This is a genomic window from Kitasatospora sp. NBC_01287 (assembly GCF_026340565.1).
Taxonomy (GTDB): domain Bacteria; phylum Actinomycetota; class Actinomycetes; order Streptomycetales; family Streptomycetaceae; genus Kitasatospora.
In genome coordinates this window covers 1,557,839-1,571,724 of sequence record NZ_JAPEPB010000001.1, presented here as the reverse complement: position 1 = coordinate 1,571,724, position 13,886 = coordinate 1,557,839, and the positions used below count along the sequence as shown (strand labels likewise).

Annotated in this window: 14 protein-coding genes and 1 pseudogene; all 15 read left to right on the top strand. The window is 71.7% G+C overall.

From position 1 onward, the window contains the following. Window positions 1-48: 48 nt before the first annotated feature. The 15 genes and pseudogenes from OG455_RS06380 (at window position 49) to OG455_RS06310 (ending at window position 13,745) form a co-directional block, all read left to right on the top strand. Complete coding sequence (locus OG455_RS06380) at window positions 49-486, top strand: thiol-disulfide oxidoreductase DCC family protein (RefSeq protein ID WP_266291112.1); 438 nt, start codon at window positions 49-51, stop codon at window positions 484-486. Window positions 487-646: 160 nt separating this feature from the next. Then, window positions 647-1,315 carry a phosphatidylinositol phosphate synthase gene (pgsA, locus tag OG455_RS06375; RefSeq protein WP_266291110.1) on the top strand — a complete coding sequence of 223 codons (669 nt, stop codon included), beginning with the start codon at window positions 647-649 and terminating at the stop codon, window positions 1,313-1,315. Between the two features lie 9 nt (window positions 1,316-1,324). Then, window positions 1,325-2,344 carry a phosphatidylinositol mannoside acyltransferase gene (locus tag OG455_RS06370; RefSeq protein ID WP_266291108.1) on the top strand — a complete coding sequence of 340 codons (1,020 nt, stop codon included), beginning with the start codon at window positions 1,325-1,327 and terminating at the stop codon, window positions 2,342-2,344. Further along, window positions 2,341-3,525, top strand: coding sequence for a glycosyltransferase family 4 protein (locus OG455_RS06365; protein ID WP_266291106.1), 1,185 nt, complete (start codon window positions 2,341-2,343; stop codon window positions 3,523-3,525). Before OG455_RS06370 ends, OG455_RS06365 begins: the two co-directional genes overlap by 4 nt. A 73-nt stretch (window positions 3,526-3,598) precedes the next feature. Beyond that, on the top strand, window positions 3,599-4,144 hold the full coding sequence (locus tag OG455_RS06360) for a hypothetical protein (RefSeq protein ID WP_266291104.1): 546 nt from the start codon (window positions 3,599-3,601) through the stop codon (window positions 4,142-4,144). A 165-nt stretch (window positions 4,145-4,309) separates the two neighbouring features. Beyond that, window positions 4,310-5,224, top strand: a complete 915-nt coding sequence (gene pdxS / locus OG455_RS06355; RefSeq protein WP_266291102.1) for a pyridoxal 5'-phosphate synthase lyase subunit PdxS — start codon at window positions 4,310-4,312, stop codon at window positions 5,222-5,224. Window positions 5,225-5,318: 94 nt separating this feature from the next. Continuing rightward, window positions 5,319-5,948, top strand: coding sequence for a pyridoxal 5'-phosphate synthase glutaminase subunit PdxT (gene pdxT / locus OG455_RS06350; RefSeq protein WP_266291100.1), 630 nt, complete (start codon window positions 5,319-5,321; stop codon window positions 5,946-5,948). A gap of 79 nt (window positions 5,949-6,027) precedes the next feature. Beyond that, window positions 6,028-6,792: a YebC/PmpR family DNA-binding transcriptional regulator gene (locus OG455_RS06345; protein WP_266291098.1), complete on the top strand. Its 765-nt coding sequence runs from the start codon at window positions 6,028-6,030 to the stop codon at window positions 6,790-6,792. 145 nt (window positions 6,793-6,937) lie between these two features. Then, entirely contained in the window at window positions 6,938-7,558 is a 621-nt protein-coding gene (ruvC, locus tag OG455_RS06340) for a crossover junction endodeoxyribonuclease RuvC (RefSeq protein WP_266291096.1), read from the top strand. Then, window positions 7,555-8,166 (top strand): Holliday junction branch migration protein RuvA, encoded by a 612-nt coding sequence (gene ruvA, locus OG455_RS06335; protein ID WP_266291094.1) that lies wholly within the window; start codon window positions 7,555-7,557, stop codon window positions 8,164-8,166. The genes ruvC and ruvA overlap by 4 nt, the downstream gene beginning before the upstream one ends. A gap of 102 nt (window positions 8,167-8,268) precedes the next feature. Then, a pseudogene (gene ruvB, locus OG455_RS06330) lies at window positions 8,269-9,282 on the top strand (Holliday junction branch migration DNA helicase RuvB); the annotation flags it as partial. A gap of 356 nt (window positions 9,283-9,638) precedes the next feature. Further along, on the top strand, window positions 9,639-10,052 hold the full coding sequence (yajC, locus tag OG455_RS06325; RefSeq protein WP_266291092.1) for a preprotein translocase subunit YajC: 414 nt from the start codon (window positions 9,639-9,641) through the stop codon (window positions 10,050-10,052). A gap of 205 nt (window positions 10,053-10,257) precedes the next feature. Further along, entirely contained in the window at window positions 10,258-12,033 is a 1,776-nt protein-coding gene (gene secD, locus OG455_RS06320) for a protein translocase subunit SecD (protein ID WP_266300673.1), read from the top strand. Window positions 12,034-12,037: 4 nt separating this feature from the next. Further along, complete coding sequence (secF, locus tag OG455_RS06315) at window positions 12,038-13,165, top strand: protein translocase subunit SecF (RefSeq protein ID WP_266291090.1); 1,128 nt, start codon at window positions 12,038-12,040, stop codon at window positions 13,163-13,165. Window positions 13,166-13,193: 28 nt separating this feature from the next. Further along, complete coding sequence (locus OG455_RS06310) at window positions 13,194-13,745, top strand: adenine phosphoribosyltransferase (protein ID WP_266291088.1); 552 nt, start codon at window positions 13,194-13,196, stop codon at window positions 13,743-13,745. Window positions 13,746-13,886: the final 141 nt, after the last annotated feature.

Below are 13,886 nucleotides of genomic sequence, written 5' to 3'. Positions count from 1 at the left end.
CTTCCCCGAATGCGGGTGCTTCGATCCGGATGCGGCAGGATCGGTGCCATGGTTACCGAGGAAGCTTTGGTCCGGGCCCCCGATCCGGTGCTGGTCTTCGACGGGGACTGCGCGTTCTGCAGCTCCTGCGTGCGGATCGCCGAGCGCTACCTGCGTCAGACACTGGCCTCGGGCGGGTGGACGGCGCAGCCGTTCCAGTTCGCCGACCTCGCGGAGCTGGGGGTCACCCGAGAGCGCGCGGAGCGCGAGGTGCTCTGGGTGACGCCGTCGGGGGAGGTGTACGGCGGGGCGCAGGCGGTGGCGAAGCTGCTGCTGCGCTCGGGCAACGCCTGGGCCTACCTGGGCGCGGTGCTGCGGCTGACCCCGGTGCGGCCGGTGGCGGCGGCGGTGTACCGGGTGGTGGCGCGCTACCGGCACCGGATGCCGGGCGGCACCGCGGCCTGCGCGCTGCCGCGCCGCGGTTCGACCGGGCAGCACCTGGCCTGACCGGCCGTGATCCGATCGGGTGTGGGGCGGCGGAGCGGGTCCGGCGGCCTGGATACCATGGGTCACGCCGGGTGGGCTGATCCGCTCGGCCGCCCGGTGCTGCCGCTGCTGTTGGCCGCCGGTGACTGACTGAAGTGAGATCGGAGCGGTCGGGAAGGCCATGCTCAACAAATACGCGCGTGCCTTCTTCACACGTGTGCTGACCCCGTTCGCCGCGCTGCTGCTGCGCTGGGGGGTGAGCCCGGACGCGGTGACCCTGATCGGGACGGCCGGCTCGGTGGCCGGCGCGCTGGTCTTCTTCCCCCGCGGGGAGTTCTTCTGGGGGACGATCACGATCACCCTCTTCATCTTCTCCGACCTGGTGGACGGGAACATGGCCCGCCAGGCGGGCACCTCCAACAAGTGGGGGGCGTTCCTGGACTCCACACTGGACCGGGTGGCGGACGCGGCGATCTTCGGCGGCCTGGCGCTCTGGTACGCGGGCAAGGGCGACAACGACCTGCTCTGCGCGATCTCGGTGCTCTGCCTGGCGAGCGGTCAGGTGGTGTCGTACACCAAGGCGCGGGCGGAGAGCCTGGGGTTGCCCTGCGACGTGTCGGGGCTGGTCGAGCGGGCCGAGCGGCTGGTGATCACCCTGGTGGCGGCCGGGGTGGCGGGTCTGCACACCTTCGGGGTGCCGTACGTCGAGTGGTTGCTGCCGGTGGCGCTCTGGCTGGTCGGGGTGGGCAGTGTGGTCACGGTGCTGCAGCGGATGCTGACCGTGCGCCGGGAGGCCTTCGAAGCCGCGGCCCTTGAGGCGCGGGCCGGCAGTACCGCAGGGGAGAGCTGAGGCGGCACGATGCGCGAGAAGCTGGTCGAGACCGGGTACGCCGCCGGCTGGGCGGTGCTGAAGCTGCTGCCGGAGCCGGCGGTGCGGGTGCTGGGGGACAGGATCGCCGACGTCGCCTGGCGGCGGCAGGGGCGCGGGGTGCGCCAGCTGGAGAAGAACCTGGCGCGGGTGCGGCCGGACGCCTCGCCGGCCGAGCTGCGCGAGCTGTCGCGGGCCGGGATGCGCTCCTACCTGCGCTACTGGATGGAGTCCTTCCGGCTGCCGGTCTGGAACGACCGCAAGATCGCGGACCGGGTACGGGTGGACGGCACCGAGCACCTGGTGGCCGCGCTGGAGTCCGGGCGGGGCGCGATCGTCACGCTGCCGCACATGGGCAACTGGGACCTGGCCGGCGCCTGGGTGGTGCGGCACCTGGGGCTCGGCTTCACCACGGTCGCCGAGCGGTTGAAGCCGGAGTCGCTCTTCGACCGCTTCGTGGCCTACCGCGAGGGCCTGGGGATGGAGGTGCTGGCGCTGACCGGCAGCGACATCTCGGTGATCGGCACGCTGGCCCGGCGGCTGCGCGAGGGCAAGCTGATCTGCCTGGTGGGCGACCGCGACCTGTCCGAGGCGGGGCTGCCGGTGCGGTTCTTCGGCGAGACCACGCGGATGCCGGCCGGCCCCGCGGCACTCGCCCAGCGCACCGGGGCGGCGCTGCTGCCGGTGACCCTCTGGTACGACGGGCCGGTGCTGGCCGGCCGGATCCATCCGCCCGTCGAGGTGCCGGCCGACCTGGACCGGCAGACGGCCAAGTCGGTGATGACGCAGTCGATGGCGGACATCTGGGCGGCGGGGATCGCGGAGCATCCGCAGGACTGGCACATGCTGCAGCGCTTCTGGCTGGCCGACCTGTCGTCAACTGCCGCGCGGGAGCAGGCATCGGACGGGAAGGCGACCGCCCCGGCCTCGCACGCCGAGCCGGCCTCGCACGCCGAGCCGGCCTCGCACGCCGAGCCGGCCTCGCACGCCGAGGCGGGGGACAGCGCGTGAAGATCGGCATCGTCTGCCCGTACGACTGGGACGTCCCCGGCGGCGTGCAGTTCCACATCCGCGACCTGGCCGAGCACCTGATCGGGCTGGGGCACAAGGTCTCGGTGCTGGCCCCGGCCGACGACGAGTCCGCGCTGCCCTCCTACGTGGTCTCGGCGGGCCGGGCGGTGGCCGTCCCCTACAACGGCTCGGTGGCCCGGCTGAGCTTCGGGATCATCTCGGCGACCCGGGTGCGGCGCTGGCTGCGCGACGGGGAGTTCGACATCCTGCACGTGCACGAGCCGACCTCGCCCAGCCTGTCGATACTGGCCGCCTGGGCGGCGACCGGCCCGATGGTGGCCACCTTCCACACCTCCAACCCGCGCTCGCGGGCGATGGTCGCGGCCTCGCCGATCCTGCAGCCGGCCCTGGAGAAGATCAGCGCCCGGATCGCCGTGAGCGAGTACGCGCGCCGCACCCTGGTCGAGCACCTGGGCGGGGACGCGGTGGTGATCCCCAACGGCGTGGACGTCGACTTCTTCGCCGGGGCCGAGGCCGATCCGCGCTGGACCGGCGGCACGATCGGCTTCATCGGCCGGATCAACGAGCCGCGCAAGGGCCTGCCGACGCTGCTCGCCGCGATGCCGGCGATCATCGCGGCCCGCCCCGAGGTGCGCCTGCTGGTGGCCGGCAAGGGCGACGAGGAGGAGGCGCTGGCGGGTGCGGCCCCCGAGGTGCGGGCCAGGGTGGAGTTCCTCGGCATGGTCACCGACGAGGAGAAGGCGCGGCTGCTGCGCAGCGTCGACCTCTACGTGGCGCCCAACACCGGGGGCGAGAGCTTCGGGATCATCCTGGTCGAGGCGATGTCGGCGGCGGCCCCGGTGCTGGCCAGCGACCTGGACGCGTTCGCCCAGGTGCTGGACCAGGGCCGGGCGGGCGAGCTGTTCGCGGTGGAGGACCCGGCGGCGCTGGCCGAGGCGGCGGTGCGGCTGCTGCACGACCCGGTGCGGCTGGCCGAGCTGCGCACGGCGGCGGCCGCGCACGTGCGGCGCTTCGACTGGTCGACGGTGGGCGCCGACATCCTGGCGGTCTACGAGACGGTCGCCGACGGCACCGGCAGCGCGCCCAAGGTGCGGGAGGACGACCGGACCAGCTGGCGCGAGCGGCTCGGGCTGGCCCGGGACCAGGAGCGACCGGTGTGACTCCGCTCACGGACCGCTGACCTGACGGGACGCCGACCGGAGCGGGCGCCGCGGGCCGGTAGCGTTGCGCCTCGTGACTACCTGGATCTGGGCCGCGGTGGCCGTGGTGCTCTTCGCGGTCTACCTCAGCTGGACCGCGGGCCGGCTGGACCGGCTGCACGCGCGGATCGACGCCGCCCGCGCCGCCCTGGACGCGCAGCTGCTGCGCCGCGCCTCGGTGGCGCAGGAGCTCGCCACCTCCTCGCTGCTCGACCCCGCCACCTCGATGGTGCTCTACGAGGCCTCGCACGCCGCCCGGCAGGCCGACGAGGAGCACCGCGAGGTCGCGGAGAGCGAGCTGAGCCAGGCGTTGCGCGCGGTCTTCGCCGAGCCGGAGCAGCTGGCCGAGCTGCGGGCGGCGCCCGGCGGCGAGGACGCGGTGCGCGACCTCACCTCGGCGGTGCGCCGGGTGCCGATGGCCCGCCGGTTCCACAACGACGCGGTGCGCGCGGCTCGCGCGGTGCGCACGCACCGGCTGGTGCGCTACTTCCGACTGGCCGGGCGGGCACCGTTCCCGCTGGCCTTCGAGATGGACGACGAGGCGCCGGCGGCCCTGGTGCCGCAAGGCTCTCCGGCCTAGCGCGGCCGCTTCGGGCGGTACCGTAGCCGCTCCCGAAGGCCGGGACCTACGGCCTGTTTGGCGTATCGATTTGGCCTGGCTGGACTTGGTGGCGCATCGATCAGGTACCCGAACGGCCTACCATGGGGCGATAGCACACCGATTCGTCTTCGAGTGAGGTCTCACGTGTCCACCAGCACTCCCGCTTCCGCCGACCAGCCGCAGATCGGTACCGCCCGGGTCAAGCGCGGCATGGCCGAGCAGCTCAAGGGCGGTGTGATCATGGACGTGGTCAACGCCGAGCAGGCCAAGATCGCCGAGGACGCGGGTGCCGTCGCGGTCATGGCCCTCGAGCGGGTCCCCGCGGACATCCGCAAGGACGGCGGCGTGGCCCGGATGTCCGACCCCGACATGATCGACGGCATCATCAACGCCGTCTCCATCCCGGTCATGGCCAAGTCCCGGATCGGCCACTTCGTCGAGGCCCAGGTCCTGCAGGCGCTCGGTGTCGACTACATCGACGAGTCCGAGGTGCTCACCCCGGCCGACGAGGTCAACCACTCCGACAAGTGGGCCTTCACCACCCCCTTCGTCTGCGGTGCCACCAACCTGGGCGAGGCGCTGCGCCGGATCGCCGAGGGTGCGGCCATGATCCGCTCCAAGGGCGAGGCCGGCACCGGCAATGTGGTCGAGGCCGTGCGCCACATGCGCCAGATCAACGGTGACATCCGCCGCCTGGCCACTCTGGACGAGAACGAGCTGTACGTCGCGGCCAAGAACCTGCAGGCCCCGTACGAGCTGGTCAAGGAGGTCGCGCAGCTGGGCAAGCTCCCGGTCGTGCTGTTCTCCGCCGGTGGCGTGGCCACCCCGGCCGACGCCGCGCTGATGATGCAGCTGGGCGCCGAGGGCGTCTTCGTCGGCTCCGGCATCTTCAAGTCCGGCGACCCGGCCAAGCGCGCCGCCGCCGTGGTGAAGGCGACCACCTTCTACGACGACCCGAAGATCATCGCGGACGTCTCCCGCGGCCTGGGCGAGGCCATGGTCGGCATCAACTGCGACACCCTGCCCGAGACCGAGCGCTACGCCAACCGCGGCTGGTAGCAGCCCGCGCCCTCCGGCCCGCCGCGCGCTCGTGGGTGCGGCGGGCCGCTCCGTGTGTGTCCGCCCGCGACGTAACGTAAAGAGGAATGCCACCGTGTCCACCAGCACCCCCGTGATCGGCGTCCTGGCCCTGCAGGGCGATGTCCGCGAGCACCTGATCGCGCTCGCCGAGGCGGACGCCCTGGCCCGCCCGGTGCGCCGGCCCGAGGAGCTGGCCGAGGTCGACGCCCTGGTCATACCCGGCGGCGAGTCGACCACGATGTCCAACCTGGCGCTGGCCTTCGGCCTGATGGAGCCGTTGCGCGAGCGGGTGGCGGCGGGTCTGCCGGTCTACGGCTCCTGCGCGGGCATGATCATGCTGGCCGAGAAGATCCTGGACGGCCGCGACGACCAGCAGAGCGTCGGCGGCATCGACATGACGGTGCGCCGCAACGCCTTCGGCCGGCAGAACGAGTCCTTCGAGTCCGCGATCGACTTCCAGGGCTTCGAGGGCGAGCCGGTGCACGGGGTCTTCATCCGGGCGCCCTGGGTCGAGTCGGTGGGTGCCGGCGTCGAGGTGCTGGCCGAACTCCCGGCCGCCGACGGTGCGGAGAGCCGGATCGTGGCGGTGCGCCAGGGCAACCTGCTCGCCACCTCGTTCCACCCCGAGCTGACGGGTGACCACCGGGTGCACGCCCTCTTCGTGCGGATGGTCGAGCAGGCGCTCGAAACCGCGGGCGCCTGACCGGTGCCAGGCGCGCCGTTCCGACACCGGTAGGATCTCCCCTGTTTCATTTCCCTTTGGCGACGTAAAGGAGCTGGTGATGTCCGGCCACTCTAAGTGGGCTACCACCAAGCACAAGAAGGCCGTGATCGACGCCAAGCGCGGCAAGCTCTTCGCCAAGATGATCAAGAACATCGAGGTGGCGGCGAAGACCGGCGGGCCCGACCCGGCCGGCAACCCGACGCTCTACGACGCCATCCAGAAGGCCAAGAAGAGCTCGGTCCCGATCGACAACATCAACCGCGCCGTCAAGCGCGGCGGCGGCCTGGAGGCCGGCGGGGCCGACTACCAGACGATCATGTACGAGGGCTACGGCCCCAACGGTGTCGCGGTGCTGATCGAGTGCCTCACCGACAACCGCAACCGCGCCGCCTCCGACGTGCGGGTCGCGATGACCCGCAACGGCGGCTCGATGGCCGACCCGGGCTCGGTGTCGTACCTGTTCAACCGCAAGGGCGTGGTGGTCGTCCCCAAGGGTGACGGGGTCGACGAGGACCGGGTCCTGGAGGTCGTCCTGGAGGCCGGCCTCGACGTCGAGGAGGTCAACGACCTCGGTGAGTCCCTGGAGGTGCTCTCCGAGGCCACCGACCTGGTCGCGGTGCGCAGCGCGCTGGTGGACGCCGGCGTCGACTACGACTCGGCCGACGCCAACTTCGTGCCCAGCATGCAGGTCGAGCTGGACGTGGACGGCGCCCGCAAGATCCTCAAGCTGATCGACGCGCTGGAGGACAGCGACGACGTGCAGAACGTCTTCGCCAACTTCGACATCTCCGACGAGGTGGGCGCGCAGCTCGACGCCGAGTGAGCTGAGCCGTCCCCCGGCCCGGTGGTCCCCTGGACCGCCGGGCCGGTGTCGTTGTCCGCGCTGTCCGAGCCGGGCACTAGGGTCTGACTGGGTCTGATCGGGCCTTGTCGGGCCTGAGCCGGCGCGACTGACGAAGGGTGGGAGCGTGCGGGTGCTGGGTGTGGACCCTGGGTTGACCAGGTGCGGCGTCGGCGTGGTCGACGGCGCGCCGGGCCGGCCGCTGCGCATGCTCGGGGTCGGCGTGCTGCGCACCCCGGCCGAGGAGGAGGTGCCGCGCCGCCTGTTGGCGATCGAGGACGGGGTGGAGACCTGGCTGGACGAGTACCGGCCCGACATCGTCGCCATCGAGCGGGTCTTCGCCCAGCACAACGTGAGCACCGTGATGGGGACGGCGCAGGCCAGCGCGGTCACCATGCTCTGCGCCGCCCGGCGCGGCCTGCCGGTGGTGCTGCACACCCCCAGTGAGGTCAAGGCCGCCGTCACCGGCTCGGGCCGGGCCGACAAGGCCCAGGTCACCGCGATGGTGACCAGGCTGCTGCGGCTGGACGCGCCGCCCAAGCCCGCCGACGCCGCCGACGCGCTGGCGCTGGCGATCTGCCACATCTGGCGCGGGACGGCCACCGACAAGATCGCCGCCGCGCTCGCCCGCGCCAACACCGCCAGCAGCGCCGCCGTTGCCGCCGCTCACACCACTGCCCGTACCGCCGCAAGTACCGCCGCAAGTACTGCCGCAAGTACTGCCGCCCGCAAGGAGTACCGCCCGTGATCGCCTTCGTCCAAGGGCCGGTGGCGGCCATCGCCGCCGGGTGCGCCGTCGTCGAGGTCGGCGGCGTCGGCATGGCCGTGCAGTGCACGCCCAACACGCTGGCCGCGCTGCGCCTGGGGGAGCCGGCCCGGCTGGCCACCTCGCTGGTGGTCCGGGAGGACTCGCTCACCCTCTACGGCTTCGCGGACGAGGACGAGCGGGCCACCTTCGAGATCCTGCAGGCCGCGCCCGGGGTCGGCCCGCGGGTGGCGCAGGCGATGCTGGCCGTGCACAGCCCCGACGCGCTGCGGCTGGCCGTGGCCGGCGGGGACGAGAAGGCGCTGATCCAGGTGCCGGGGATCGGCAAGGCCCGGGCGGCCAAGCTGCTGCTGGAGTACAAGAACAAGCTGGGCGCCCCGCTCGGCGCCGTCCCCGCGCAGAAGCCGCTCGCCGCCGGTCCGGCGCCGTGGAGCGAGCAACTGCACGCCGCCCTGGTCGGCCTGGGCTACGCGCCGCGCGAGGCCGAGGACGCGGTCGCCGCGGTCACCCCGCAGGCGGAGGCGCAGGCCACCGCCGATGTGGGCGCGCTGCTCAAGGCGGCGCTGCGGACCCTCAACCGGACCCGGTAGCACGGCCACGGCTGCCAGAACGATCTGACAGAACGATCTGGCAGACCGATCTGGCAGACCGACCTGACACCTCATCAACTTGTCGACTTGGAGCCAGCCCTGATGAGTCCCTACGACTCCGACCCCGCCGACCGCCTGGTGGCGGCAGCCGCCGACGAGGCGGACCAGGCGGTGGAGGCGGCGCTGCGCCCCAAGCTGCTGGATGAGTTCATCGGCCAGGAGCGGGTGCGCGAGCAGCTCTCGCTGGTGCTGCGGGCCGCCCGCAAGCGCGGTGCCGCGCCCGACCACGTGCTGCTCAGCGGCCCGCCCGGGCTCGGCAAGACGACCTTGTCGATGATTATCGCGGCCGAGCTGAACGCGCCGATCCGGATCACCTCGGGGCCGGCCATCCAGCACGCCGGCGACCTGGCGGCGATCCTCTCCTCGCTGACCGAGGGCGAGGTGCTCTTCCTCGACGAGATCCACCGGATGTCGCGCCCCGCCGAGGAGATGCTCTACATGGCGATGGAGGACTACCGGGTCGACGTCATCGTCGGCAAGGGCCCTGGCGCCACCGCGATCCCGCTGGAGCTGCCGCCGTTCACCCTGGTCGGCGCGACGACCAGGGCCGGCCTGCTGCCGCCGCCGCTGCGCGACCGCTTCGGCTTCACCGGGCACATGGAGTTCTACGCCCCGGCCGAGCTGGAGCGGGTGGTGCACCGCTCGGCCGCGCTGCTCGACGTGGCGATCGACCCGCGCGGCGCCGCCGAGATCGCGGGCCGCTCCCGGGGCACCCCGCGGATCGCCAACCGGTTGCTGCGCCGGGTGCGCGACTACGCCCAGGTCGAGCACGACGGCCAGGTCACCCAGGAGATCGCCGCCCGGGCGCTGGCGGTCTACGAGGTGGACGCACGGGGGCTGGACCGCTTGGACCGGGCGGTGCTGAACGCGCTGCTGCGGCTCTTCGGCGGAGGTCCGGTGGGCCTGTCGACCCTGGCGGTCGCGGTGGGGGAGGAGGCCGAGACGGTCGAGGAGGTGGCCGAGCCCTTCCTGGTCAGGGAGGGCCTGCTGGCTCGCACCCCACGTGGACGGGTCGCCACCGCGGCGGCCTGGCAGCACCTCGGGCTGACCCCGCCGGCGCACCTGGCGGCCGGTCGCGGGGCGCTGCCGGGGCAGCAGCAGTTCTTCGCGGCCGAACCAGCCGGCGGACCAGCGGGTGAATCCGCGACCGGAACGGCGGACGGAACGGCCGCCGGAACAGCGGACGGAACAGTGGCCGAATCACGTACCGGATCCCGGGTCGATTCGGGGTCCGGACAAACCGCCGAGGACTGAGCGTGTCGGGGACTCGCCACCTTTGGCGGCGGGATGCGATGCTTGGCGTTGTCCGATCAGAGCGGGTCTCCTAGACTTCGCCGGACCGCCCCGTCTCACCAGGCGGGTTGACCATCGCCACTGGCCATCCACGGGTGGCTTGTAAAGGACTTTCTGCTGTGTCTCTCCTCATCTTTGTCATCCCGGTCGCCTTGGTCTTCCTGATGTTCCGGTCGCAGAAGAAGCGGCAGCAGCAGGCCAGCCAGATGCAGTCGACCATGGAGCCGGGCGCGGCGGTGCGCACCATCGGCGGCATGTACGCCCTGGTGAAGGCGGTCAACGACAGCACCGTGGAGCTCGAGATGGCCCCTGGCGTGGTGGCCCACTTCAGCAAGAGCGCGGTCGCCGCGGTCATCGACGCGCAGGAGTACGACGAGATCATCAACGGCCGTCCCGAGGAGGACGAGGCCGCGGATCTCGATGCCGAGCTCGCCGACACCGAACTCGTCGAGGACGAGGTGCTCAAGGACGAGGACGCGCAGGAGAGCATCAGCCTGGCGAAGGCCGACAGCGAGAAGCCCGCGGCCAAGTAGTACGACGACGGTCCGCACCACCACTTCACGGTTGCCCGCAGCTCGCGCCGCCCCCTGCCCTCACGCGGGCCGGCGACGCTGAGCCCGCGGCATGGGACAGGGAGAAACGAGCAAGGTGGCAACACCCAAGTCGCGTCCGCGCGACGGTTATCCGGGGCGGGCTCTGGCCCTCATCCTGGTGGTCACCGTCGGACTGGTCGCCCTCATGTTCGGGACGGGCCACAAGACGCCTCGCCTCGGGATCGACCTCGCGGGCGGCACCAGCATCACGCTGACGGCCAGCTCGAAGGACAAGGCAGCGGTCACTCAGTCCAATATGAACATCGCTGTCGGGATCATCCAGAAGCGCGTCAACGCCTTCGGTGTCTCCGAGGCCGAGGTTCAGACCCAGGGCAACGACAACATCATCGTTGACATCCCGAAGGGGACGAACAGCCAGCAGGCGGCACAGCAGGTCGGTACCACGGCCAAGCTGTACTTCCGCCCGGTGCTGGCGCTCGCGCCCACTGGTGTGCCCCTGCCGCCTGTCACCAGCAGCCCCAGTGCCGCCACCAGCGGCAGCCCGAGTGCCGCCGCCAGCGGCTCGCCGAGCGCGGGTGCGAGCACCAGCGCGAGCGCCGCGGGCAGCCCGAGCGGCTCGCCCAGCGCGAGCGCCGGTGCCAGCAAGGCCGGCCGCGCTCTCTCCGAGGGCCTGCTGGCCGCCGACGCGAGCACGAGCCCGACCGCGACCCCCAGCGCGAGCACCGCCGCCTCCCCGTCCGCCGCGTCCAGCGCCTCGGCCGCAGGCAGTGCCGCGCCCAGCGCCGCGTCCTCCGCGCTCCCGCCGGTGCCGACCACCCCGCCGGCCGCCACGCAGCCCGTCGAGGGCACCGTGCCCGCCGACCTGGCCCAGCAGTTCGCCGGACTGGACTGCTCCAACTCCACCCAGCGGCTGGACTACCAGACGGACACGACCAAGGACTCGGTCGCCTGCTCCTACGACAAGGAGTCGAACGTCTGGTACAAGTACGCGCTCGGCCCGGTGGCGATCAACGGCGCGGACGTCTCCAAGGCCCAGGCCGGCTACGACACCCAGAGCGCGGGCGGCTGGGAGGTCCAGCTGAGCTTCAACGACCGCGGGTCCAAGGCCTTCGCCACCACCACCGGCCAGCTGGCCACCCAGCAGTCGCCGATGAACCAGTTCGCCATCGTGCTGGACGGCAAGGTGGTCTCCCACCCGTACGTCAGCCAGGCGATCACCGGCAACGCCGTGATCAACGGCAGCTTCACCCAGGACGACGCCAGCAACCTCTCCAACGTGCTGAGCTTCGGCGCGCTGCCGCTGAGCTTCAACCAGAGCGACATCACCACCGTCACCCCGCAGCTGGGCGGTGACCAGCTGCACGCCGGTCTGCTGGCCGGCGCGATCGGCCTGGCGCTGGTCGTCCTCTACTCGCTGATCTACTACCGCGGCCTGGGTCTGGTCTCGATCGCCGGTCTGCTCACCTCCGCGATCCTGACCTACACGATCATGTGCCTGCTGGGCGCCGGGATCGGCTTCGCGCTGAACCTGCCGGCGGTCTGCGGTGCGATCGTGGCGATCGGTATCACCGCGGACTCCTTCATCGTGTACTTCGAACGCATCCGCGACGAGGTCCGCGAGGGTGCCCCGCTGCGCCCGGCCGTCCAGCGCGCCTGGCCGCGCGCCCGCCGCACCATCCTGGTCTCCGACTTCGTGTCGCTGCTCTGTGCCGGTGTGCTCTACATCTGCTCCGTCGGCAAGGTCCAGGGCTTCGCGTTCACCCTGGGTCTGACCACGGTGCTCGACGTCGTGGTGATCTTCCTCTTCACCAAGCCGCTGATCACCCTGCTGGCGCGGCGCAAGTTCTTCGCGGACGGCCACCCGTGGTCCGGCCTCGACCCGAAGCGTCTGGGCGCCCGCCCGCCGGTGCGCGGCGGCCGCCGTCGCCCCGCCACCTCCGCCGCCGTCAAGGAGGCCTGACGTCGTGTCACGCTTCAGCAACCTGGGCCACCGCCTCTACCAGGGCGAGGTCAGCTTCGACTTCGTCAACCGGCGGAAGATCTGGTACAGCATCTCGGCGGCGATCGCCGCCGCGGCGCTGATCGGTCTGACCGTGATCGGGCTGCACCTGAGCATCGACTTCAAGGGCGGCTCGGTCTACACGGTCAAGAAGTCCGGGCTGACCATCAGCCAGGCCCAGACCTCGATCGACAAGATCGTCGGTGACTCGACCCCGCAGGTGCAGGCCACCGGTGACGGTCAGATCCGGATCCAGGTCAGCTCCAACGACAAGACGCCCGCCACCGAGGTCGTCAAGGAACTCGCCGGCGACCTCGGGATCGACCAGAGCGCGGTCAACGCGCAGGTGGTCGGCCCGAGCTGGGGCCAGCAGATCTCCGAGAAGGCCCTCACCGGTCTGATCGTCTTCATGATCCTGGTCACCGCCTACCTGGCGATCGCCTTCGAGTGGCGGATGGCGGTGGCGGCCCTGGTCGCCCTGATCCACGACCTGCTGATCACCATCGGTGTCTACGCGCTGGTCGGCTTCGAGGTCTCGCCGGGTACGGTGATCGGCTTCCTGACCATCCTGGGTTACTCGCTCTACGACACGGTCGTCGTCTTCGACACCGTGAAGGAGAACACCAAGAACCTGGAGAAGCAGAACAGGTTCACCTACAGCGAGGCGGCCAACGCGGGCCTCAACCAGACCCTGGTCCGTTCGATCAACACCACCGTGGTGGCCCTGCTGCCGGTGGCGGCGCTGCTCTTCATCGGTGGCGGCATCCTCGGTGCCGGCACCCTGAACGACATCTCGCTGGCGCTCTTCGTCGGCCTCTCGGCCGGTGCCTACTCCTCGATCTGCGTCGCCACCCCGCTGCTCGCGCAGCTCAAGGAGCAGACCCCCCAGATGCGGGCGCTGGCCAAGCGGGTCGCCCAGCGGCGCGCGTCGGAGGCCAAGGCCGCCGAGGCCAAGGCGGCGGCCGGCCCGACCGACACCGAGGGCGAGTCCGAGCAGGACACGGCCGACAGCGTCGCGGCGGGTATGGTCGGACAGCGCAACCAGCCGGTCGGCCGGGCCCGTGGCAAGGGCCGCCCCTCCGGCAAGCGCTGACCGGACACCCGCGAGAGAAGGACTCGTCGTGACCACCGCTGACACCGCCTTGACCGAGCTGCTCACCAGCCGGATCAAGGACGTGCCCGACTACCCGAAGCCCGGGGTGCTGTTCAAGGACATCGCCCCGCTGCTGGCCGACGCCGAGGCGTTCGGCGCGCTCACCCGGGCGCTGGCGGGCCGGGCCGAGGCGTTGGGCGCGACCAAGGTGGTGGGCCTGGAGGCGCGCGGCTTCGTGCTGGCGGCTCCGGCCGCCTTCGCGGCCGGGCTCGGCTTCGTGCCGATCCGCAAGAAGGGCAAGCTGCCCGGCGAGGTGTTCCAGCAGTCCTACGACCTGGAGTACGGCTCGGCCACCCTGGAGGTGCAGTGCGACGCCTTCGCGCCCGGTGAGCGGGTGCTGGTGGTCGACGACGTGCTGGCCACCGGCGGCACCATCGCCGCCTCGCTCGACCTGGTCAAGCGGACCGGGGCCGAGCTGGTCGGCGTGGTGGTGCTGATGGAGCTGGGCTTCCTGGACGGCCGCGAGCGGCTCGCCGAGCACCTGGGCGCCGCGCCGCTGGAGACCCTGGTCACGGTCTGACCCCTCGCCCCTGGCGGGGCGGTCCTCGAACGGTGTCGAGAGCGGTGATCGCACACGCGATCACCGCTCTCGGCATGTCAGGGACCGGGCGGCGGAACACCGGCGGGTCACGCTCGGTACGATGAAGGTTCATCCGGTGCG

Coding starts and splice junctions, on each gene's coding strand:
- pgsA (WP_266291110.1), top strand. CDS start 647: ATGCTCAACAAATACGCGCGTGCCTTCTTCACACGTGTGCTGACCCCG.
- OG455_RS06370 (WP_266291108.1), top strand. CDS start 1,325: ATGCGCGAGAAGCTGGTCGAGACCGGGTACGCCGCCGGCTGGGCGGTG.
- secD (WP_266300673.1), top strand. CDS start 10,258: ATGTTCGGGACGGGCCACAAGACGCCTCGCCTCGGGATCGACCTCGCG.
- OG455_RS06345 (WP_266291098.1), top strand. CDS start 6,028: ATGTCCGGCCACTCTAAGTGGGCTACCACCAAGCACAAGAAGGCCGTG.
- OG455_RS06380 (WP_266291112.1), top strand. CDS start 49: ATGGTTACCGAGGAAGCTTTGGTCCGGGCCCCCGATCCGGTGCTGGTC.